We start from the raw sequence: 20,284 nt of genomic DNA on the forward strand, positions 1-20,284 counted from the left end.
AATGCTGATCATACGTCACCACCGCCGGCCGATACCGGGCGCGCCGCCTCCGCCGGGGCGGGGCGTCCCGCCGCCCGGCCGCGGCAGGCGTCCGCGTACGGCGGCGCGCGGCGGGCGTCCCCGCCGGGAACCGCGCGCCCCGCGGTGATCACCGCCGGGCGCCGCCTCGCGCCGCTGAACCGCCGACGCCTCGGGGCCGGTTCGGGGCGCGGCGCACAGGGCGTCCGCCTGGGGGGGTTCCGTCGCGCCCCGCTTCCGGGAGCGGTCCGCCTCGGAGAGCTGTACGCGCCGCTTCCGGTCGAGGCGGCGCCCGTCGACCACGGATCGGCTGTCACCCTTTGTAGCGTCTCGGACACCTCTTGTCGCCGGTGATCTCCGAGGTAATGCTCACCTGTTTACAAGGGCTTTAGCGATGTCTTCGCGGGCCGGCTCAACAAAAGCAACGTAAAACGGATAACCACAGGATTGGGGCTCCCCAACCAGCACATCGTGGGCTTAACTTATGGTCATGACCTCCCCCCGCTCCACCTACGGCAGCGGCTACTACGCCACGCCGTCGTTCCCCGACACCCCGATCTACGACTCCCTGGTCGCCGAGCGGGGGACCCCTCAGATCGCACCGATCCGGGTCCCTGCCGCGTACGACACCGGGAACAGCTACCTGCCCGCCCTGCCGTCGGCCCTGCCCGCACTGCCGGCGGCGCCGTCGCAGCACACCGGCTCGTACGGCTATCCGCAGCAGCAGCCGCAGTACCAGAACGCCGGGCCGCAGCAGGCGCCGGCGATGCAGCCCGCGCACCTGCAGCACGCACCGGCGCCGTACATCCCGCAGCAGCCGTCGGCGCCCCGGGGCTACCAGCAGCCCCAACCGCAGCGCCCCGGCACGGGATACGAGTCGATGCGGCCGGCGTCCCCGAGGCCGGCGCCCGCGCAGGCACCGTACGAGGACCCCTACAACCGCCCGTACCAGAGCCGGGGGTACTGACGGCCGCTGCCGGGCACTGTCGGTGACGGCTGGCAGGATGGCGGCATGCGCTCTCCCGCCCTCGGTGCCGTGTACATCCACCCGGTGAAGTCGCTGGCCGCGCAGGCGGTCGGCGAGGCCGTCGTCGAGCCATGGGGACTCGACGGCGACCGCAGGTGGATGCTGATCGACAGCGCGAGCAGGGTCGTCACCCAGCGTCAGCAGCCCCGCATGGCGCTGCTGTCCGCCGAACCTTTGCCGGGGGGCGGAGTGGTCCTGTCAGCGCCGGGCTGCCCGGCTCTGACGGTGGGGGTGCCCGATCCGGCCCGCACGATCACGGCCGTGCTCCACCGGAACACGGTCGAGGTGGTGCCGGCGGCCCCGGAGGCGCACGCGTGGCTCGGCGCCCGCCTCGGTGCGGAGGTCCGGCTCGTCCATCTCGACGAGCCGTCGCACCGCAGGCCGGTCGACCCGGAGTTCGGCCGCCCCGGCGAGACCGTGTCCCTCGCCGACGGCTTCCCCCTGCTCCTGACCGCGCGTGCCTCGCTGGACGCCCTCAACGCACTGGTGGCCCGGGGCGGGCATCCGCACGAGGGCCCGCTGCCCATGGACCGCTTCCGGCCGAACGTGGTCGTGGAGGGCACGGAGCCGTGGGCGGAGGACCGCTGGGTGCGGATCGCGATCGGGGAGGTCGTCCTCCGGGTCGTGAAGCCGTGCGGCAGGTGCGTCATCACGACCACCGACCAGCGCACGGCCGAGCGCGGCACGGAGCCGTTGCGGACCCTCGCCCGGCATCGCCGGGACGGGAAGCAACTCCTCTTCGGCCAGAACCTGATCCCGGAGGGCACCGGCACCATCCGGGCGGGAGATCCGGTGCGGGTCCTCGAACGGAGGCCGGACCCGTCTCCCCCGGTGCCCCGATGAGGTGGTCGAGGACAACTCTTCCGGCCGCCACGGGCTTTGACGACGTGAGGTTGCTCTCTCTTCGCCTCCGGAGGAAGCGAACAGATCCCCGCCGGGTTATCACGGAAGGGCAAGGGGGTGGATGACTGTGCGAGCGGTTCTGGGAATCCGGCGGTGGCGGCACAATCCCGTGTGCCGTGCCACCGATCGCCATGAGGCGTGGGTGGCTCTGTCCGCGCTGGTGGTGATGGTGCTGGCGGCGCCGGTGCTGGGCTGGAGCGTCGGCTCGGCCACGGACGACGTGCTGGCACGGTCGGTGCGGGCCCAGCACGAACTGATCCGTCCGACCACGGCCGTGGTGGTCCGCGCGTCCACGGGCCGGCCCCGCTTCGCGGCGGACCCCGAGGCCGCCGTCACCGCTGATTCCGCGCGGACCTCGGTGGTGGCTGACTGGACCGCACCGGACGGGACGCCCCGCACGGGCACCGTGTCGACGGGATCGGCGCGGACCACCCCCGGCTCGCACGTCCGGATCTGGACGGACGCCCAGGGACGGCCCGCGATGCGCCCGATGGACACGGCCACGGCGCACACCCACGCCGTGCTCGCCGGCGTGGGCGCGGCACTGCTCGCGATCGGGCTCACCGAGCTGGCCCGCAGGTCCGTCGTATGGCAGATGATGCAACGGCGGTACGACCGGCTCGACCGCGCCTGGGCCGAAGTCGGCCCCGACTGGGGCAGAACGGGTACGGGCAGCTGATCACGCGGAGCGGATTCTCCTCGTACACGGCTGTGCCGGGCCACTCGTCAGGGCCCTGAACAGCCGACCCGTCAACTCGCGCCCGTCACGCGCGCTACGGTGGACCGGCCCGCCCGACTCCTCGGCAGGCGGGTGAGAGGGCGGGCGGCGCACCGTCGGCCCCAGGGACACGGCACGAGGCAGCGCACACGGCACGAGGTGGGGGCACAGCAGCACCATGGCACAGGGCACGGTCCAGGTGACGCACACCGGCACATCGCGATGGCGGCGCCGAACGGGCGAATACGCTTCCCTCACCGCCGCCCTGGAGGCCGCGGCCGACGGTGACGTCCTCACCGTCGCGCCCGGCACCTACCGGGAGAACCTCGTCGTCCACCGCGCGGTCACCTTGCGCGGACCCGAGGGTTCCGCCGGCTCCGTGCGGATCGCCCCGGCCGACGGGGTCCCCCTGACCGTCCGCGCCTCCGCGGTCCTCCTGGACCTGCACGTCGAGGGCCAGGACTCGGCCGCGCCCGCGGTGCTGGTCGAGGAGGGCGCTCCCGAGCTGTCGGACCTGCGCATCGTGACCCGGTCGGCCGCCGGTGTGGAGGTGCGGGGGGCGGCCAGGCCGACCGTCCGCCGCTGCACGGTGGACAACCCGGCGGGCGTGGGTATCGCGGTGCTCGACGGCGCCGGTGGCGTGTTCGAGGAGTGCGAGATCGTCTCGGCCGGGCAGTCCGGCGTCTCCGTACGCGACGGCGCGCACCCCCGGCTCGAGCGCTGCCGCGTCCACCACGCGTCCGGGGCGGGGCTGAGCGTCACCGGTGAGGCGAGCGCGCTGGAGGCGGTGGGCTGCGAGGTGTACGAGGTCAAGGGGACCGGGGTGCAGGTGACCTCGCGCGGGACGGCGCACCTCACGGACTGCACGGTGCACCGTACGTCGGCCGACGGGGTCACCCTGGACACCGACGCGGTCCTCACGCTCGCCGACTGCGACATCCACGACATCCCGGAGAACGCGATCGACCTGCGCTCGCGTTCCGTGCTCACCCTGACCCGCTCCACCGTCCGCAGGTTCGGCCGCAACGGCCTCTCCGTCTGGGACCCGGGCACCCGGGTGGACGCCAACCAGTGCGAGATCCACGACAGTACGGGGGACTACCCGGCGGTCTGGGTCAGCGACGGCGCCACGGTGATACTCGACTCCTGCCGGGTCCACGACGTGCCCGACGCCCTTTTCGTCCTCGACCGCGGCTCCCGCGCCGACGTCGTGGACAGCGACCTGTCCCAGATCCGCAACACGGCGGTCTCGGTGAGCGACGGCGCCACGGCCCAGCTCGACGACTGCCGGATCCGCGAGGCCTCGACCGGTGCGTGGTTCCGCGACCACGGCAGCGGCGGCACCTTGAACAACTGCACCATCGACGCCGCGCAGACCGGTGTCATCGTCACCAAGGGAGCCGACCCGCTCATCGAGCGGTGCACGGTCACCTCGCCCGCGGAGGCCGGGTTCTACGTCTCCGCCGAGGGCCGCGGCACGTTCGACGGCTGCCGGGTCACCGGAAGCGAGGGGTACGGCTTCCATGTGATGGACGGCTGCAGGTCCACCCTGACCAGGTGCAGGACGGAGCGGTGTGCCCGCGGTGGCTACGAGTTCCCCGAGGGCTCGGGCGGAGACGGTCACCCGGGCGGTCCCGTGGCCCAGGACTGTTCGAGCGACGAGAGCGGTCTGCGCGGCACCCCCGCCCCGCCGCCCGCGGTCCTGACGGCGACGCAGTCCTCGCCCGGGCTGCTCGGCGCGATGCCGGGGCAGCGGGCCGCCGAACCGGCCCCCGCCCCCGCCTCACCGGTCGAACCGGCACGGGACTCCGGCGCCGTGCTCAGCGAGCTGGACGCGCTGGTGGGCCTGGACAGCGTCAAGCGCGAGGTGCGCGCCCTGACCGACATGATCGAGGTGGGACGCCGTCGGCAGAAGGCCGGCCTCAAGGCCGCCTCGGTACGCAGGCACCTGGTCTTCACCGGGTCACCGGGCACGGGAAAGACCACGGTGGCCCGGTTGTACGGCGAGATCCTGGCCTCCCTGGGAGTCCTGGAGCACGGCCACCTGGTGGAGGTCTCCCGGGTCGATCTGGTGGGCGAGCACATCGGGTCCACCGCGATCCGGACGCAGGAGGCCTTCGACCGGGCGCGGGGCGGGGTCCTGTTCGTCGACGAGGCGTACGCCCTGTCGCCCGAGGACTCCGGCCGCGACTTCGGACGGGAGGCCATCGACACGCTGGTGAAGCTGATGGAGGACCACCGCGACGCGGTGGTGGTGATCGTCGCCGGGTACACCCACGAGATGGAGCGCTTCCTCACCGTCAACCCCGGTGTGGCGTCACGGTTCTCGCGGACCATCACCTTCAGCGACTACGAGCCCGAGGAGTTGCTGCGGATCGTCGTGCAGCAGACCGAGGAGCACGAGTACAGCCTCGCGGAGGGAACGGGTGAAGCCCTGGTGAAGTACTTCACCGCGCTTCCGAAGGGTCCCGCCTTCGGCAACGGGCGGACGGCCCGTCAGACCTTCGAGTCGATGGTGGAACGGCACGCGGGCAGGGTCGCCCAGCTCGTGGAGCCGAGCACGGACGACCTGACCATGCTCTACCCCGAGGACCTTCCGGCACTGCCCTGAACGTCTCCCCCTCTCCGCTCCTCCCGCGCCGCCTGCTGGGGCAGCCCGGGCCGCAGCCGTTCCAGAAGTGCCGCCCGCTCCACGGCGAAGGCGGGGTCGGCCTGGTAGTCGGAGTGCCCCAGGATCGGTTCCGGCAGCGGGTGTTCGGTGGTCCTGCCGTAGACCAGGGGGTCCCTCAGCGGGCCGCGGTCGGTCTCCGGCCCGCCGCTCTCGGTGATCCGCACGGGGCCTCCGATCGGGTCCGTCGACCGCCAGAGGTTGCGCCAGCAGTGCACCGACCGTTCGAGCCCTTCCAGGGGGATCCTGCCGAAGTAGGCGGGGAACCAGCGCCCGTACAGCCTCTCGACGGGCGAGCCGTAGGTGAGCAGTGCGACGCGGCGGCGGGCCGCGTCGGGAAGCTGCCACACCGCGGCCGCAGCCAGGACGCTGCCCTGTGAGTGGCCCGAGATGACGAGCCTGCCCCGGGTGCTCGCCGTCCAGGCGCACATGCGGGAGGTGAGGTCGGGTACGGCCCTCTCCGCGTAGCAGGGCGGCGCGAAGGGGTGGGCAGCACGCGGCCAGAACGTCCCCACGTCCCAGAGGATGCCGATGGTCCGGCGGGCGGACACGTCGCGGTAGGCGCGGCGGCCCCAGGTGACGAACAGTATGACTCCGAAGCCGGTGAGCCAGGAGCCGGTCGACTGCGCGGTCTCGGCGAGGGATTCGACGAAGGGGCCACTGCCGTCCATCGCGAGCCCGGGGACCTCTCCGGTCAGCCAGGAGCCCGTCACCGCCGCGGTCCCGAGCAGCAGTGTGGCCGCCGAGAGCAGGCCGAGGATGCCGGGGGCGGAGTCGGTGAGCGCGGCGGCCGACCTGGCACGAGCGATCTGCCGCGTACGCCCGGGTTCGGGACGGCTCTCGCCGTACTCCGCCTCGACGGCGGGTCCCAGCAGGCGTGCGCGGCGCACGGTACGCACGGCGAGCCAGCCGAGGGGCGGGAGCAGCAGTACGAGCAGGACGGGGATGACGGAGGCCTGCCAGCTCAGGAGCACGGGCGGGCCCGGTATGTCCGCGCCCGCTCCCATGCCCGGGGTTCCCGGTCCGTCGAGCCAGTCCGCGACCCGCTGGGCGGAGCCGCCGGTCATCACTCCGCCGAGTGCGCAGGCGAGCATGGCGACCACGGGTCCGCCGAGACCGCGCAGGGTGGTGCGCGGCTCGGGGGCACGCCGGTGGAGGATCAGTGCCACCGCGCCCAGCAGGACGACCAGCAGCCCCTGGCTCAGGGTGAGTACGCGGAACACGGTCTCGCCGGGGAGGACTCCCGAGGACTCCCAGCCGGGCCGTGACCAGCCGGCGTACACCACCGCGCAGAGGAGCAGCCCCAGGGCCCCGGCGGGCAGGTAGGCGGTGACGGCCTCGTCGAGCCGGTCGTCGAGGCGACTCTCGCTGCGGCCCCGGTGGCAGACCACGGCGGCGACGACGAGTGCGCAGAGCGCGAGGCCGGCGCAGAGCAGTGCGCCGGCCCCCGCGGGGACGGGGCTGCCGTCGGTCAGGTCGTACCGTACGGCGGTGCCGCCGACCGCCGCGGCCACGGTGAGGAGACCGGCGGCGGTGTGGGCCGCGCGCAGCCGGGCGACCAGCCTGCGCCCGTACCAGAACCCGGGCCGGGCGAGGGCCGGCCTGACCAGTGGCGTCTCCGGCCCGGCGGCCAGGTCGGTGTCGGCGTCCGAGCCGTCGTCCGTCTCGTGTCCGGTCAGGGGGCGCTGGGACTCGTAGGCGCTCCAGGTCCGGTCGGAGAGGAACCACAGGAGGCCGACCACGGCCGCCGGTACGGCTGCCGCGACGGCGAGGCGGCGCCCGGGCTGGGAGAACCATCCGTCCTGACGGGTGGAGAGGAACCCGAGCCAGGAGCGGCCTCCCGAGCACGCGGGAGCGCCCGCGCACTGCCAGGCGACCAGGTCGAGGGCGACCTCGCAGGCCGCGGCCGTCAGCAGCACGGTGAGGGACAGGGCGACGAGGCGTACGAGCACGCCGTACACCCGGACGGCACGGTCGCTTCCCTGTGCGGTGGGCCTCATCCAGTGCGCCAGGTTGACCACCATGAACGGGAGCAGCAGGAGCCACAGGGCCCGGGAGCCGTCGCCGGAGGTCAGGTTGGACCAGCAGTAGGCCTCGGCGACCGGGCCGTCGCGGTGGCGCTCGGGGTGCGCCTCGGCTCCGACGTCCTCCGTTCGCCGGTGGATCGCGGCCGTGGCGTCACCGGTGATCCTGGTGGTGCGGGGGTCACCGAGCATCTCCTGGGGCGTGGTCCCGCCGACGCCGTGGACGAGCAGTTCCAGTGCGGGGCCGGCGGTCGGCGTCGCGTCAGTCGGGTGGGGTGGGGGCAAGGTCGGTCGCTCGCTCTCCGGTACGTGCGGCTCCTGGCCCGGGAAGGCCTGGCGTCGGCTGATGCGCCGTCACCACCTTCGCGGACAGGGCCGCCCATCGCACGTGATCTCACCGAATCTCCCCAGTGCCACGAGCCGCACACGTGCGTGGGAGGATGGCGGAGTCCCGCAGGACCGCTGCCGGACGGTGCGGAGTGTGGGAAGGACGGGGGCCGGCGTTGAGCGACAACCAGAACCTGCTCGCGGAACAGCGGCGCGCGCTCATCCTGGACGACGTGCGCAAGCGTGGCGGGGTCAGGGTCAACGAGCTCACCCGCAAGCTGAGCGTCTCCGACATGACCATCCGCCGGGACCTGGACGCGCTGGCGCGTCAGGGCGTCATCGAGAAGGTGCACGGCGGCGCCGTCCCGGTGGTCGAGGCGAGCACGCACGAGCCCGGCTTCGAGGCGAAGTCGACGCTGGAGCTGAGCGCCAAGGAGGACATCGCGCGCACCGCCGCGGCGATGGTGGTGCCCGGGAGCGCCATCGCGCTCTCCGGCGGTACGACCACGTTCGCGCTGGCCCGGCATCTCCTGGACGTACCCGGTCTCACGGTGGTGACGAACTCGGGCCGGGTGGCCGACGTGTTCCACGGTGCGCAGCGCCCTCCGTCGTCGGGCGGACCGCGGGCCGGTGCGGCCACGGTGGTCCTGACCGGGGGTGTGCGTACGCCGTCGGACTCGCTCGTCGGTCCGGTCGCGGACCGGGCGATCGACTCGCTCCACTTCGACGTGCTCTTCCTCGGGGTGCACGGCATCTCGGTCGAGGCGGGCCTCTCCACTCCCAATCTCGCCGAGGCCGAGACCAACCGCCGCCTCGTGCGGGCCGCGCGCAGGGTCGTGGTGGTCGCCGACCACACGAAGTGGGGCACGGTGGGGCTGAGCTCCTTCGCCACGCTCGACGAGGTGGACACCTTCGTCACGGACGCCGGGCTGCCGGACGGATCACGTCACGAGATCGAGGAACATCTGCCGGGTCTGGTCCTGGCCGGCGGGTCGCCTGAGGAATAGCGGCAGCCGGGTCCGGGGTGGTGGATCGTCTCCCGCTCCCCCGGACAGCGCGCCGCGGCCGTCGCACGCCCGGGGCGCGCCCCGAGCGCCGCGGCCCTCCTGCGGGACAGCCCGTACGATCGAGACGTGGCCGTCTTCCGTGTCGAGCGCTTCACCTCCCTGTCCACCGTCGAGGCGTGGCGGCGGGTGACCGCGTGGGAGCGGCACGGCGGTACGGTTCCCCTCACCTCTGTCACCGTCGCGCCGGGTCCGCCCGCCGGGCACGGGACGGTGTTCGTGGCGCGTACGGGGCTGGGCGCCCTGGGCTTCGACGACCCGATGGAAGTGGTCCGGTGGGTCCCGCCCTCCGCGGGCCGGGCGGGTCTGTGCCAGGTGGAGAAGCGAGGCTCCGTGGTGCTGGGACGGGCCTCGATCGACGTCCGTCCGACCGGTTCGGGTTCGCACGTGATCTGGGTCGAGGACGTGCGTGTGAGGCTGCTCCCGGGCTGGGCGGATCCGCTGCTGGCGACCGCCGGCCGACGGGTCTTCTCCCGTGAGCTGGACGTTCTGCTGGAGGACTGACGGGCTGCGGTACGCGCCCGGGCGCGCCTGACGGGGCCGCGGGAGCGCGCCTGACGGTCCGGGCGCCGTGCACCCAGGAAGAGCGGGCGCGGGCCCGGTGGGGTATCCCGGAGTCATGGGTTTGCGGCAATGGCAGCGAGATCTCCCCGGCGGAGCACTGCTCGCGGTCCCCTTCACGCTGATCGCCGTGGTGACCGTGGTGGACGTCAATGTTCCGCCCGAGGTGCATCTCGGGCCGTTCCTGGTGGCGGCGCCCGCGATGACCGCGTCGTTCGCCGGCCCCCGGCTCACCGCCCTCGTGGGTGCCGTCGCGGTGCTGGCCCAGGTCGCCGTGGCCGTGGACCGCTCCAGCATCACCGACCTCAACCACACGTACCAGATCATCGCCCTCTTCCTGATCTCGGTCATGGTCACGTTCTTCGCCCGCCTCCGGGAGCGCAACGCCGCGGAGACCGTGCGGCTGCGAACGGTCGCCGAGGCGGCACAACGCGGAGTACTGCGGCCGCTGCCCCTGCACAGTGGCCCTCTGCGCCTGGCCTCGCTCTACATCGCGGCGGTGGAGGGTGCGGAGCTGGGCGGCGACCTCTACGCCGCCGCACGCACTCCGGCCGGAACCCGCTTCATCGTCGGCGATGTCCGGGGCAAGGGGCTTGACGCCATCAGCGGCGCCGCGGGGGTGCTCGGAGCCTTCCGCGCCCTGGCCCGTCAGGAAGGGCATCTGCCCGGCCTGGTCACCCGGCTGGACAGCAGTGTGGCCGCCCACCGCATCGACTCGCTCAACGAGAACGGCGGCGCGGGCGACGACCCGGGCATCGCCGAGGCGTTCGTCACCGCCGCCGTGCTCGACGTTCCGGACGCCGTTCCCGAGGTACGTCTGGTGAGCTGCGGCCACCCGCCGCCCCTGCTGCTCAGGGCCGGCCGGGTGCACACGCTCCATCCCACCGAGCCCGGTCCGCCTCTGGGAGTGGGTCCCCTGTCCGCCGTAGGTCCCACGGAGGACGTGTTCAGCTTCCGGGAGGGCGACGTGCTGCTCCTCTACACGGACGGGGTCACCGAGGCCCGCGACCGCGCCGGCCGTTTCTACCCTCTGGCCGAACGGGCGGCCTCATGGCCCGGTCTGGGACCGGAGCGGCTGCTGGAGGAGGTGCGCGCGGATCTGCTGCGGCACGCGGGGGGCCGTCTCGGTGACGACGCGGCCGTCGTCGCCGTGGAGCGGCTCCCCGCCCGTGGCTGACCCGAATTCCGGCCGGGTCAGCCCCGGATGCTCAGACGGACCAGGTGCCGGTGGCGAGGAAGTGGTCGATGGTCCGGGTGTACGGCCGGACGTCCATGGCCTGGGCCCGCAGCCACTCGTCCGAGTAGTACTTGTCGAGGTAGCGGTCGCCCGGGTCGCAGAAGAGGGTGACGACGCTACCGGTGCGGCCTGTCGCGACCATCTCGGAGACGATCCTGAGGGCGCTCCACAGTCCTGTACCGGTCGAGCCGCCCGCCTTGCGTCCGATGGTCCGCTCCAGGACCCGGACCGCGGCGACGCTGGCGGCGTCGGGGACCTTCATCATCCGGTCGATGACCCCCGGCACGAAGCTCGGCTCCATCCGGGGCCTGCCGATGCCTTCGATGCGTGACCCGCAGTCGCTGGTGGCCTGCGGGTCGTGGCGGGTCCAGCCGTCGAAGAAGCAGGAGTTCTCCGGGTCCGGCACACAGATGCGGGTGTCGTACTGCATGTAGCGGACGTAGCGTCCGATCGTCGCGGAGGTCCCGCCGGTGCCGGCCGTGGCGACGATCCAGGCGGGTTCCGGGTAGCGTTCCAGTCTCAGCTGCTGGTAGACGGACTCGGCGATGTTGTTGTTGCCCCGCCAGTCGGTCGCGCGCTCGGCGTACGTGAACTGGTCCATGTAGTGGCCGCCGGTCTCGGCCGCCAGCGCCGCGGACTCCTCGTACAGGCGGCGGGCGTCGTCGACGAAGTGGCACTGGCCGCCGTGGAATTCGATCAGGCGGCACTTCTCGGGGCTGGTGGTGCGGGGCATCACCGCGATGAACGGCACACCGATCAGCTTCGCGAAGTACGCCTCGGAGACCGCCGTCGATCCGCTGGATGCCTCGATGACCGGCTTGCCGCGCCGGATCCAGCCGTTGCAGAGCCCGTAGAGGAAGAGGGAGCGGGCCAGCCGGTGCTTGAGGCTGCCGGTCGGGTGCGTCGACTCGTCCTTGAGGTAGAGGTCGATGCCCCAGTGCTCGGGCAGGGGGAAGCGCAGGAGATGGGTGTCGGCCGAACGGTTCGCGTCGGCCTGCACCTTGCGCACCGCTTCCTTGAGCCACTCCCGGTAGCCGGGGTCGCTCCGGTCGATGTCCACGGTCTCCGTGACGCCCCCGCCGGGTGGGTGCTCACTGGTGTCCATCAACGGTCTCCTTCAGGTGTTGGCAGCCGTTCAGTGGGGCCACGATATTCTCCCCACCTGCACAAACGTTTGCTTTGACCGGCTCATAGGCCCCCCTTGGCCCCGTCGTACCGCTCCCCCGCCGTGCACGCCCGGCATGCGCGGGTGACCGGCTTCCACGTGCCCTGGTGCAAGGGCCGTGACAGCGGGCAGACTTGCGGAAGACGGTACAAGGGGGGTGAAGTCGCCATGGCCGAGACAGAGTTCAGCGCGTCCGGGTTCGGCGCGCCGGATTGCGGAACGGCGGAGTTCAGTGCGCGCGACGTCAGGATCCAGCGGTGGGCGAGATCGCTGACCAGAGCGGGCCAGGTGATGGTCAAGGACGGCAGGATCATCCTGCTGACCAGCAACGGGCGGGAGATCGCCAGCGCCCCCGTGACGGCGGTGAGAGCCGGGAGGCCCTGGTTCCCCGCCGCGGACGCGGCGGTCGCCCGGATCAACGGTGTGCGCTACCGGCTCACGATGGGCCAGCGCAACCGCCGGCCCGGCGGATCGGCGCCGGTACGCGGCTTCCTGGAAGCCCTGAGGAACGCCGCGGGACGCCACGACTGAGGCGCCGGGCCCCCTCACCGACCGCGAGTTGCGGAGGCTCACCCCCTGCGTCACGCTGGTCACACGTCACTGATGGTGCACCGGCGGTGACAGCGAAAGCCACCCGCCGCGAGCCACACAGGGCGGACCACGCATGACCAGCAACAGCAGCCAGCCATCAGCTGGATCCGTTCCTTCGTCTTCTTCCGGACCTATTTCGGGGAGTCGCAGCCGTGATCAGCGAGCCAAGCAGGCACTGCGCGGTGGAGCTCCAGGCCCTGCCGTCGCGGATCGGTCAGGTCCGCAGAATCATCTCGGCGCAACTGCGCTACTGGCATCTCGACCCCTTGGTCGACCATGCCGCGCTCGGCGTCACAGAACTGCTGACCAACGTCCACCGGCACGCGCAGCCGGACAAATCATGCACCGTCGAGGTAGAGCTCCTGCTCGATCGGTTGACGGTCTCCGTCCACGACCACGACCCCCGGCTGCCCACCGTGTGCGACGCCGCCCAGTCCGCGACCTCCGGGCGCGGACTGGCGATGATCGCCGCGGTGAGCGAGAGCTGGGGCGTACGTCCGAGCGACGACGCGGGGAAGGTCATCTGGTTCACCCTGCCCGCGCCGTCCTTCACCACCGCCCTGCCCCCGCTCCCCGTCTACGGGTCGACGACCGACGGCCCGTTCGGCTCGGACGTCATGGCGCTCACCGAGTCCACGGCGGCCAGGATGCGGGCCCGGTCCACCGTCGTCGGCTGACGGGAGGCGGGCGCGAGAACGGCGCGGAGCACGTCGGCCCCCGTGACCGACCGCTCCGCGCTGTTCTCGCGCTGTTCTCCGACCGCGGAGAGTCCGGCCCGGGTGCACCCGCGTCGCACCGGCCTGGCTCCGGGGAGGCGGTCGCGTCAGGCCAGTGCGCCCAGCGGGTCGTCGAGTACCGGCTGCCAGGCGAGTTCGGCCGCGCCCACGAGGCTGTTGTGGTCCAGCGTGCACGAGAGGATGGGCACGCTCCCACTACGCCCCCACAGGCTGCGGTCGGCGACGACGGCCCGGAGCCGCTCGGAATCGGCCTCCAGGAGGTCGCGGTGCAGCCCTCCCAGGATGATCCGGTCGGGATTGAGGATGTTGACCAGTCCGGCGAGGCCGAGCCCGAGCCGGTCGATCAGCTCCTCCGCGGCAGCGCGTACCCGCGGATCGCCGAGTTCCGTGCGCAGCAGATCCCCTGACTGCTTGAGCAGCGACTCCTCGGGGCCGGGCTGCCTGCGTGCGGCGGTCAGGAAGGCGAGGGGGTCCGTCTCGACATCGAGACAACCGCGCCCGCCGCAGTGGCAAGGGCGCCCCTCCGGGTTCACCGTGAGGTGCCCGACCTCCAGGGCGAGTCCCGAACTCCCGCTGTGCAGACGGCCGTCGAGAACGAGGGCACCACCCACACCCCGGTGGCCGGTGGCCACGCACAGCAGGTGCTGGGCGCCGCGTCCGGCTCCGTGCCGGTGCTCGGCGAGCGCGGCGAGATTGACGTCGTTGCCGGTGAACGCGGGGCCGGCGATGCCCGCCGCGCGTACACAGGCGGAGAAGATGTCCCGGACCGGCGCCCCGGCGGGCCAGGCGAGGTGCAGCGGGTTGAGCGCCGTCCCGTCGGGTTCCGCCACGGCCGAGGGCACTGCGAGACCGGCACCGACACAGCGCAGGCCGCTCTCGCGCAGGAGGCGCGCCCCGGCTTCGACGACCTCGCCGAGCACCTGTGCGGGGTCGGCCATCACGGCGACGCAGCCCGGTGCCGTGGCGACGATCCCGCCGCCGAGCCCGACCAGTGCGGCGCGGAAGCCGTCCGAGTGGACCTGGGCGGCCAAGGCCACCGGACCGCCCTCCCGGACGGACAGCCGGTGCGAGGGACGGCCCTGTGAGCCCGCGGCGGAGCCGGGGCTCGAGTCGACCTTGATGAGTCCGAGCGCCTCGAGTTCCGCGGCGACCGCGCCGGCGGTGGCGCGGGTGACGCCGAGTTCGGAGGTCAGCACGGCGCGGGTGGGGGCGCGCCCCGTGTGCACGAGCTCCAGAGCGGGCCCGAGCGCACTGCGGCCCCTCTCCAACTTCGTCCGCGTGGTGGTCGACTTGCCGTTCATGGGGGCGAGTCTCCCATGATCCCGGGGCGTTCCCGACGCCCTCGGCTCACCGCCCGGTCCGTGGGGAGACGGCCGCGCCGATCGTCTTGCGCACCGTGTCGGGGCCATCCTATGCTCAGTTTGTGTCGCAAGTAAACAAAACAGGGACGGCGCGGCCCGACGGTATCGGCGAAGGCACCGTTCCTTCCTCGGCGACCCGTCTCCGCATCGCGCTGACCGTGTTCTTCGCCCTCGACGGCTTCCTGTTCGCCGGATGGGTGGTCCGCATCCCGGCCATCAAGCATCAGACGGGAGCCGGCCCGTCCACCCTCGGGCTCGCCCTGCTCGGCGTCTCGGCGGGCGCGGTGATCACCATGACGCTCACCGGCAGGCTGTGCCGGCGCTACGGGAGTCACGCGGTCACCGTGGCCTGCGCGGTACTGCTGTCCCTGAGCATCGCCCTCCCCGCACACGCGGGTTCGGCCCTCACGCTCGGCCTCGTGCTCCTGCTGTTCGGAGCCGCGTACGGCGGCATGAACGTGGCGATGAACAGCGCCGCCGTCGATGTCGTGTCCGCGCTGCGACGGCCGGTGATGCCGAGCTTCCACGCCGCGTTCAGCTTCGGCGGCATGACGGGCGCGGCGCTCGGCGGTCTCGTGGCGGGCAGCCTCTCACCGGCGACGCACTTCTCGGCGCTGACGGGGGCCGGCCTGCTGGTGACCGCGACCGCGGGACCGACGCTCCTGCGCGGTGGGCGACCGGCCTCCGAGCGGGCGGGCGAAGGCCCCGCAGACCCCGTTCCGGACGCTCGCGGCCGCCGGGGCGCGGGGCCCTCGGGGCGGCCCGGGAGGATGAGCGCCGACGCCCGCAGGATCGTGATCCTCTTCGGGGTGATCGCCTTGTGCACGGCCTACGGTGAAGGCGCCCTGGCCGAATGGGGCGCCCTGCACCTCAGCCAGGACCTGGGCGCGCCCCCCGGACTCGCCGCCTCCGGGTACTCCCTGTTCGCGCTGGCGATGGCCGTCGGCAGGCTCTCCGGAACCACTCTCCTGGAGCGCTTCGGGCAGACCCGCACGCTCGTGGTGGGCGGCGCGGTCGCGGCGGGCGGCATGCTGGTCGGCGCGCTCGCGCCGGCCCTGTGGCTCGCCCTGACCGGGTTCGCCGTCGCCGGGCTCGGCCTCGCGAACATCTTCCCGGTCGCGGTGGGCAGGGCGGGCGCCCTGGCCGGCCCGAGCGGTGTCGCCGCGGCCTCGACCCTCGGCTACGGCGGCCTTCTGATGGGACCGCCGGTGATCGGCTTCCTCGCCGACTGGATCTCGCTGCCGGTCGCGCTCGTCACCCTGGCCCTGCTCGCCTCCACGGCCGCCGCGCTCGGCGGGGCCGCCCGTCGCGCCGCACCCGCCGGCCCGGCCTCGTAGGAGTTCTCCGGGGCGGCCCGGTCCGGTGTGCGGCGCGGGACACCGGTCCTCGTCGCTCGCACCCTGCCACCCGCCCGTCCCGGTGCACCCGGCCGGCGTGTCCGCGATCACCGGCAGCCCGTCCCGGTGTACCCCGGCCGTCCCGGTGTACCCCGGCGAGCGTGTCCGCGATCACCAGCAGCCCGCTCCGGCGCACCCCGAACCCGGCCGGCGTGTCCGCGATCACCCGCCACCCGTCCCGGTGCACCCCGGGCCGGCGTGTCCGCGAAGACCTGCGGCCCGAGGGGTCCGTCACCGGGTGACACCGGGGAACGGGAATCCGGCCGCGCCCTCAGGCCGCTCCGGCAACAGCCCGCGAGGGACGGTCGCCCTCGGGCAGCAGACCCACCGAACGGCCGAGTTCGCGGACGGCGTGCCGGAAGAGCAGCTCGCGCTCCTCGACCACCCGGTTGAACTGGCCGAACAGCTCGAAGGAGATCAGCCCGAAGAGCTGAGCCCAGGCGGCCACCAGGGCCGCGACGACCTCGGGCGGCAGGTCGGGTGCCAGATCGGCGGCCATGCGCGCGGCCTCCGGGCGCAGTGCGTCGCCGAGCGGCGGAAGTGCGAGGCCACGGTCACGGTGCGCGTCACGCAGTACGCCGATGAGCACCAGACCCACGCGCGACGCGGGACCGACGGTGTCCTGCGGGGCCGTGTAGCCGGGTACCGGCGAGCCGTAGATGAGCGCGTACTCGTGCGGATGCCCGAGTGCCCAGCTCCGTGCGGCACAGGCGACCTCGGTCCAGCGGGTGGCATGGGAACCGGCTTCGCCGGCGCCCTGGGTGCCGGCGGATTCCGCTGCCAGGCCGATCGCGTCGTAGGCGTCGACGATCAGAGCGGTCAGGAGCTCGTCACGGCTCGGGAAGTACCGGTAGAGCGCGGAGGACACCATCCCGAGTTCGCGCGCGACCGCGCGCAGGGAGAGTTTGGCGGCACCGTCCGCCGCGAGCTGCTTCCTGGCCTCGTCCTTGATCGCCGCCGTCACTTCGACGCGGGCGCGTTCCCTGGCTCCTCGAATGGTGCTCATGAGATCAGTCTGCCACGAAGACGGAGCACCGAACAAAAATGAGAGCACTGCTCTTGCTTTAGAGCGGCACACCCGTGCACACTGATCTCAAGCGAGAGCACCGCTCTCTAAAACTCAGGAGCCAGCCATGACAGAGCAGCCGTACTACCTCCGGGCAAGCGCCTTCGCGCAGCGGATGAACAGCGTCATCGGTTGGCTCGCCCGCCACGGGCTCAGCCTGCTGGGCTCGGCCGAGATGTCGGTCCGGGGCCGCAAGAGCGGCAGGATGCAGCGCATTCCCGTCAATCCCCACCGTCATGACGGTGCGCAGTACCTGGTCTCCGCACGCGGCCACTCCCAGTGGGTGCGCAACATGCGCGTGGCCGGCGGCGGAGAACTGAGAGTGGGCCGGAAGGTCCGCACGTTCACCGCCGTCGAGATCGCCGACGACGGCCAGAAGGTGCGGATCCTCCGCGCCTACCTCAAGCGCTGGGGCTGGGAGGTCGACCAGTACTTCCAGGGCGTCACGGTGAAGTCGACCGACGCCGAGCTCCTCGCGGCCTGCGCGGACCACCCCGTCTTCCGGATCACGGTCGCGGGCTGACCCCGTCGGTACCACGACGGTCCATCGCGTGCAGCGCCCGCTGTGCCAGCGGATGGGTCCGGACCAGCTCGGCGAGGGAGGTGGTCCCCCGTGTCACCCCCGCGAAGGCGTTCCACGCGGGCCGGAAACCGGTCAGCACGGCGTGCAGCAGACCGGGGCGTCGCTCGAACAGCTTCAGCATGCGGCGGCCGACGCTCATCTCCACGCCCAGCCCCGCCTTGATGGCGAAGGCGTAGTTGAGCGCCTGCCGGCGCGCGTCGACGGCATCGTGCGACTCGGCGATCCGCACCGCCCACTCACCGGCGAGCCTTCCCGACCGCAGCGCGAAGGAGATGCCCTCCCTGGTCCACGGCTCCAGGAGTCCCGCCGCGTCCCCGCAGACCACGACCCGGCCCCGGGAGAGCGGGGAGTCGTCGCTGCGGCACCGCGTGAGATGCCCGGAGGAGATCTTGGGCTCGAACCCGGCGAGACCGAGCCGTCCCACGAAGTCCTCCAGATACCGCTTGGTGCCCGCTCCGTCACCGCGCGCCGCGATCACCCCGACCGTCAGCGTGTCGCCCTTGGGGAAGACCCAGCCGTAACTTCCGGGCATCGGCCCCCAGTCGATGAGCACCCGGCCGGCCCAGTCCTCGGCGACGGTCTCCGGGACGGGGATCTCCGCCTCGAGCCCGAGGTCCACCTGGTCGAGCTTCACACCGACGTGTGCTCCTATCCGGCCCGCGCTGCCGTCCGCACCGACGACCGCCCGCGCGAGCACCGTCTCACCGTCCGCCAGCACCACGGCCACCGTGCGCCGGTCCGGCACGGCCGGGCCGTGCTGCTCCACACGGGTGACCGCCACTCCCGTCCGCAGCTCGGCCCCGGCCTTCTGCGCCTCCTCTACGAGACCGGCGTCGAACTCAGGCCGGTTGATGAGCCCGAAGAGCATGCGCCGCGACTTACGGGTACGCGACAGCCTGCCGTTCAGCGAGAAGGTGACGGCGTGGATCCGGTCCTTCAGGGGCAGTTCGAATCCGGGCGGCAGGGAGTCACGCGAGAAACCGATGATTCCCCCGCCGCATGTCTTGTACCGGGGGATCTCCGACTTCTCCAGCAGCAGTACCCGCCGGCCCGCCACGGCCGCGGCGTACGCCGCGGAAGCTCCTGCCGGACCCGCGCCGACCACGACGACGTCCCACACCGGGGACTCCTGCGGTACCGACGACGACTCATCCGGCTCACGTCCGGCGTCTGCGTTCTCGCTGCTCACGATGTGCTTCTGCTCCCGATCCGACCTGTGGCCACAGCTGCTCACGGCATCCTACGGCGCGTCTCGGCACAACTCCGCTGTGGGAGGATCAGCCATGAATGCGTCGTACACACGACGCGGCGACCACAGCGTCGCACCCGGCCGCGTGACGCACGCGCCACAGTCCTAACGTCGCACCCACCAGGAGCGTGCCCATGACCGCCCGTCCGATCTCCGAGACCGTCGCCTCGTTGATGCCCCGCGCGAAGGCGGAGCTCACCGAGCTGGTGGCATTCCGGTCGGTGGCGGACCCCGCTCAGTTCCCCAGGAGCGGGTGCGAGGCAGCGGCGGCCTGGGTCGCCGACGCGCTGCGCGCCGAGGACTTCCAGGACGTGGCGCTGCTCGACACCCCGGACGGCTCCCAGTCGGTGTACGGCTACCTGCCCGGCCCGGCCGGCGCCCCGACGGTGCTGCTCTACGCCCACTACGACGTGCAGCCGCCGCTGGACGAGTCCGCGTGGATCTCGCCGCCCTTCGAGCTGACGGAGCGCGACGGCCGCTGGTTCGGGCGCGGGGCGGCGGACTGCAAGGGCGGGTTCATCATGCACCTGCTGGCCCTGCGCGCCCTGCGGGCGAACGGCGGCGTGCCGGTCTCGGTCAAGGTCATCGCCGAGGGCTCGGAGGAGCAGGGCACCGGCGGCCTCGAGCGGTACGCCGAGGCACACCCGGAGCTCCTGGCCGCGGACACCGTGGTCATCGGCGACACCGGCAACTTCCGGGTCGGCGTGCCCACGGTGACCTCGACGCTTCGCGGCATGGCGATGGTTCGCGTGCAGTTGGACACCCTGAAGGGGAACCTGCACTCCGGTCAGTTCGGCGGGGCGGCGCCGGACGCCCTGGCGGCGATGATCCAGTTGCTGGCGTCCCTGCGGGCCGAGGACGGCACGACGACGGTCGACGGCCTGGCGACGGACGCCGAGTGGGACGGACTGCAGTACCCGGAGGACGAGTTCCGCGCGGACGCCAAGGTCCTCGACGGGGTCGGTCTGATCGGTTCGGGTTCCGTCTCCGACCGCGTCTGGGCGCGGCCCGCGGTCACCGTCATCGGGATCGACTGCCCGCCGGTCGTCGGCTCCACCCCGTCGGTGCAGGCGAGCGCCCGGGCCCAGGTCAGCCTGCGGGTACCGCCCGGTCAGGACGCCGTGGAGGCCGCGAAGCTGCTCACCGCGCACCTGGAGTCGCACACGCCGTGGGGTGCCCGGATCTCCGTCGAGCAGGTCGGTCAGGGGCAGGCGTTCCGCGCCGACACCAGCAGCCCGGCCTACGCGGCGATGTCGGAGGCCATGCGGGTCGCGTACCCGGGTGAGGAGATGCAGATCGCCGGAATGGGCGGGTCGATCCCGCTCTGCAACACCCTCGCCGCGCTGTACCCGCAGGCGGAGATCCTGCTCATCGGTCTCAGCGAGCCCGAGGCGCAGATCCACGCGGTGAACGAGAGCGTGTCACCGCGGGAACTCGAGCGGCTCTCGGTGGCCGAGGCACTGTTCCTGCGCAACTACGCGGACTCCAGGAAGGGCTGAGGCCGCGTCGGACCGTACGGGTACGCCCTGAGCGAAGTCGCCCGGAGCAGAACTCCGGTTCCGGGCGGCTCGCCGTGCGTACGTTCTCC

General features: G+C 72.6%; 17 protein-coding genes. 12 read left to right on the forward strand and 5 right to left on the reverse strand.

The annotated features are described in order from the left end of the window. Positions 1-508: 508 nt before the first annotated feature. The 4 genes from ACFXOA_RS12495 to ACFXOA_RS12510 all read left to right on the forward strand — a co-directional run bounded on the left by ACFXOA_RS12495 (position 509) and on the right by ACFXOA_RS12510 (position 5,277). Entirely contained in the window at positions 509-985 is a 477-nt protein-coding gene (locus ACFXOA_RS12495) for a DUF6643 family protein (RefSeq protein WP_385025752.1), read from the forward strand. Between the two features lie 45 nt (positions 986-1,030). Further along, entirely contained in the window at positions 1,031-1,888 is an 858-nt protein-coding gene (locus tag ACFXOA_RS12500; protein ID WP_385025754.1) for an MOSC domain-containing protein, read from the forward strand. A 121-nt stretch (positions 1,889-2,009) separates the two neighbouring features. Next, a complete protein-coding gene (locus ACFXOA_RS12505) occupies positions 2,010-2,627 on the forward strand; it encodes a hypothetical protein (protein ID WP_385025757.1) in 618 nt (205 codons plus the stop codon). A gap of 217 nt (positions 2,628-2,844) precedes the next feature. Beyond that, positions 2,845-5,277, forward strand: a complete 2,433-nt coding sequence (locus ACFXOA_RS12510; protein ID WP_385025760.1) for a right-handed parallel beta-helix repeat-containing protein — start codon at positions 2,845-2,847, stop codon at positions 5,275-5,277. On the opposite strand, the gene ACFXOA_RS12515 is transcribed toward ACFXOA_RS12510, so the two are convergent. After that, positions 5,247-7,550: a hypothetical protein gene (locus ACFXOA_RS12515; RefSeq protein WP_385025960.1), complete on the reverse strand. Its 2,304-nt coding sequence runs from the start codon at positions 7,548-7,550 to the stop codon at positions 5,247-5,249. The two genes, ACFXOA_RS12510 and ACFXOA_RS12515, sit on opposite strands and share 31 nt — an antisense overlap. 311 nt (positions 7,551-7,861) lie before the next feature. On the opposite strand from ACFXOA_RS12515, the gene ACFXOA_RS12520 reads away from it, so the two are divergent. The 3 genes from ACFXOA_RS12520 (at position 7,862) to ACFXOA_RS12530 (ending at position 10,487) form a co-directional block, all read left to right on the forward strand. Next, entirely contained in the window at positions 7,862-8,692 is an 831-nt protein-coding gene (locus tag ACFXOA_RS12520; RefSeq protein WP_385025763.1) for a DeoR/GlpR family DNA-binding transcription regulator, read from the forward strand. A gap of 126 nt (positions 8,693-8,818) precedes the next feature. Continuing rightward, the gene (locus tag ACFXOA_RS12525) at positions 8,819-9,253 is read left to right on the forward strand and encodes an SRPBCC family protein (RefSeq protein ID WP_385025766.1); all 435 of its coding nucleotides are present in this window, start codon (positions 8,819-8,821) and stop codon (positions 9,251-9,253) included. Between the two features lie 115 nt (positions 9,254-9,368). After that, positions 9,369-10,487, forward strand: coding sequence for a PP2C family protein-serine/threonine phosphatase (locus tag ACFXOA_RS12530; protein ID WP_385025769.1), 1,119 nt, complete (start codon positions 9,369-9,371; stop codon positions 10,485-10,487). 31 nt (positions 10,488-10,518) lie between these two features. Here ACFXOA_RS12530 and ACFXOA_RS12535 read toward each other — a convergent pair whose 3' ends face one another. Then, positions 10,519-11,652, reverse strand: a complete 1,134-nt coding sequence (locus ACFXOA_RS12535) for a PLP-dependent cysteine synthase family protein (RefSeq protein WP_385025772.1) — start codon at positions 11,650-11,652, stop codon at positions 10,519-10,521. A 228-nt stretch (positions 11,653-11,880) separates the two neighbouring features. Between ACFXOA_RS12535 and ACFXOA_RS12540 the strand changes: the two genes are divergently transcribed. Both ACFXOA_RS12540 and ACFXOA_RS12545 read left to right on the forward strand, forming a co-directional pair. Next, entirely contained in the window at positions 11,881-12,243 is a 363-nt protein-coding gene (locus tag ACFXOA_RS12540) for a hypothetical protein (protein WP_385025775.1), read from the forward strand. A gap of 212 nt (positions 12,244-12,455) precedes the next feature. Then, positions 12,456-12,980, forward strand: coding sequence for an ATP-binding protein (locus tag ACFXOA_RS12545; protein ID WP_385025778.1), 525 nt, complete (start codon positions 12,456-12,458; stop codon positions 12,978-12,980). A 146-nt stretch (positions 12,981-13,126) separates the two neighbouring features. On the opposite strand, the gene ACFXOA_RS12550 is transcribed toward ACFXOA_RS12545, so the two are convergent. Further along, positions 13,127-14,341: an ROK family protein gene (locus ACFXOA_RS12550; RefSeq protein ID WP_385025781.1), complete on the reverse strand. Its 1,215-nt coding sequence runs from the start codon at positions 14,339-14,341 to the stop codon at positions 13,127-13,129. A gap of 122 nt (positions 14,342-14,463) precedes the next feature. Here ACFXOA_RS12550 and ACFXOA_RS12555 point away from each other — a divergent pair, with 122 nt between their 5' ends. Then, on the forward strand, positions 14,464-15,738 hold the full coding sequence (locus ACFXOA_RS12555; protein WP_385025784.1) for an MFS transporter: 1,275 nt from the start codon (positions 14,464-14,466) through the stop codon (positions 15,736-15,738). 331 nt (positions 15,739-16,069) lie between these two features. Here ACFXOA_RS12555 and ACFXOA_RS12560 read toward each other — a convergent pair whose 3' ends face one another. Further along, positions 16,070-16,804, reverse strand: coding sequence for a TetR/AcrR family transcriptional regulator (locus tag ACFXOA_RS12560; RefSeq protein WP_385025787.1), 735 nt, complete (start codon positions 16,802-16,804; stop codon positions 16,070-16,072). 127 nt (positions 16,805-16,931) lie between these two features. On the opposite strand from ACFXOA_RS12560, the gene ACFXOA_RS12565 reads away from it, so the two are divergent. Next, positions 16,932-17,387, forward strand: coding sequence for a nitroreductase family deazaflavin-dependent oxidoreductase (locus tag ACFXOA_RS12565; RefSeq protein ID WP_385025790.1), 456 nt, complete (start codon positions 16,932-16,934; stop codon positions 17,385-17,387). Here the strand turns inward: ACFXOA_RS12565 and ACFXOA_RS12570 are convergent. Then, positions 17,371-18,636 (reverse strand): geranylgeranyl reductase family protein, encoded by a 1,266-nt coding sequence (locus ACFXOA_RS12570; RefSeq protein WP_385025793.1) that lies wholly within the window; start codon positions 18,634-18,636, stop codon positions 17,371-17,373. The two genes, ACFXOA_RS12565 and ACFXOA_RS12570, sit on opposite strands and share 17 nt — an antisense overlap. A gap of 194 nt (positions 18,637-18,830) precedes the next feature. Between ACFXOA_RS12570 and ACFXOA_RS12575 the strand changes: the two genes are divergently transcribed. After that, positions 18,831-20,195 carry a dipeptidase gene (locus ACFXOA_RS12575; RefSeq protein WP_385025796.1) on the forward strand — a complete coding sequence of 455 codons (1,365 nt, stop codon included), beginning with the start codon at positions 18,831-18,833 and terminating at the stop codon, positions 20,193-20,195. Positions 20,196-20,284: the final 89 nt, after the last annotated feature.

This window comes from Streptomyces sp. NPDC059166 (assembly GCF_042755185.1).
Classification (GTDB): domain Bacteria; phylum Actinomycetota; class Actinomycetes; order Streptomycetales; family Streptomycetaceae; genus Streptomyces.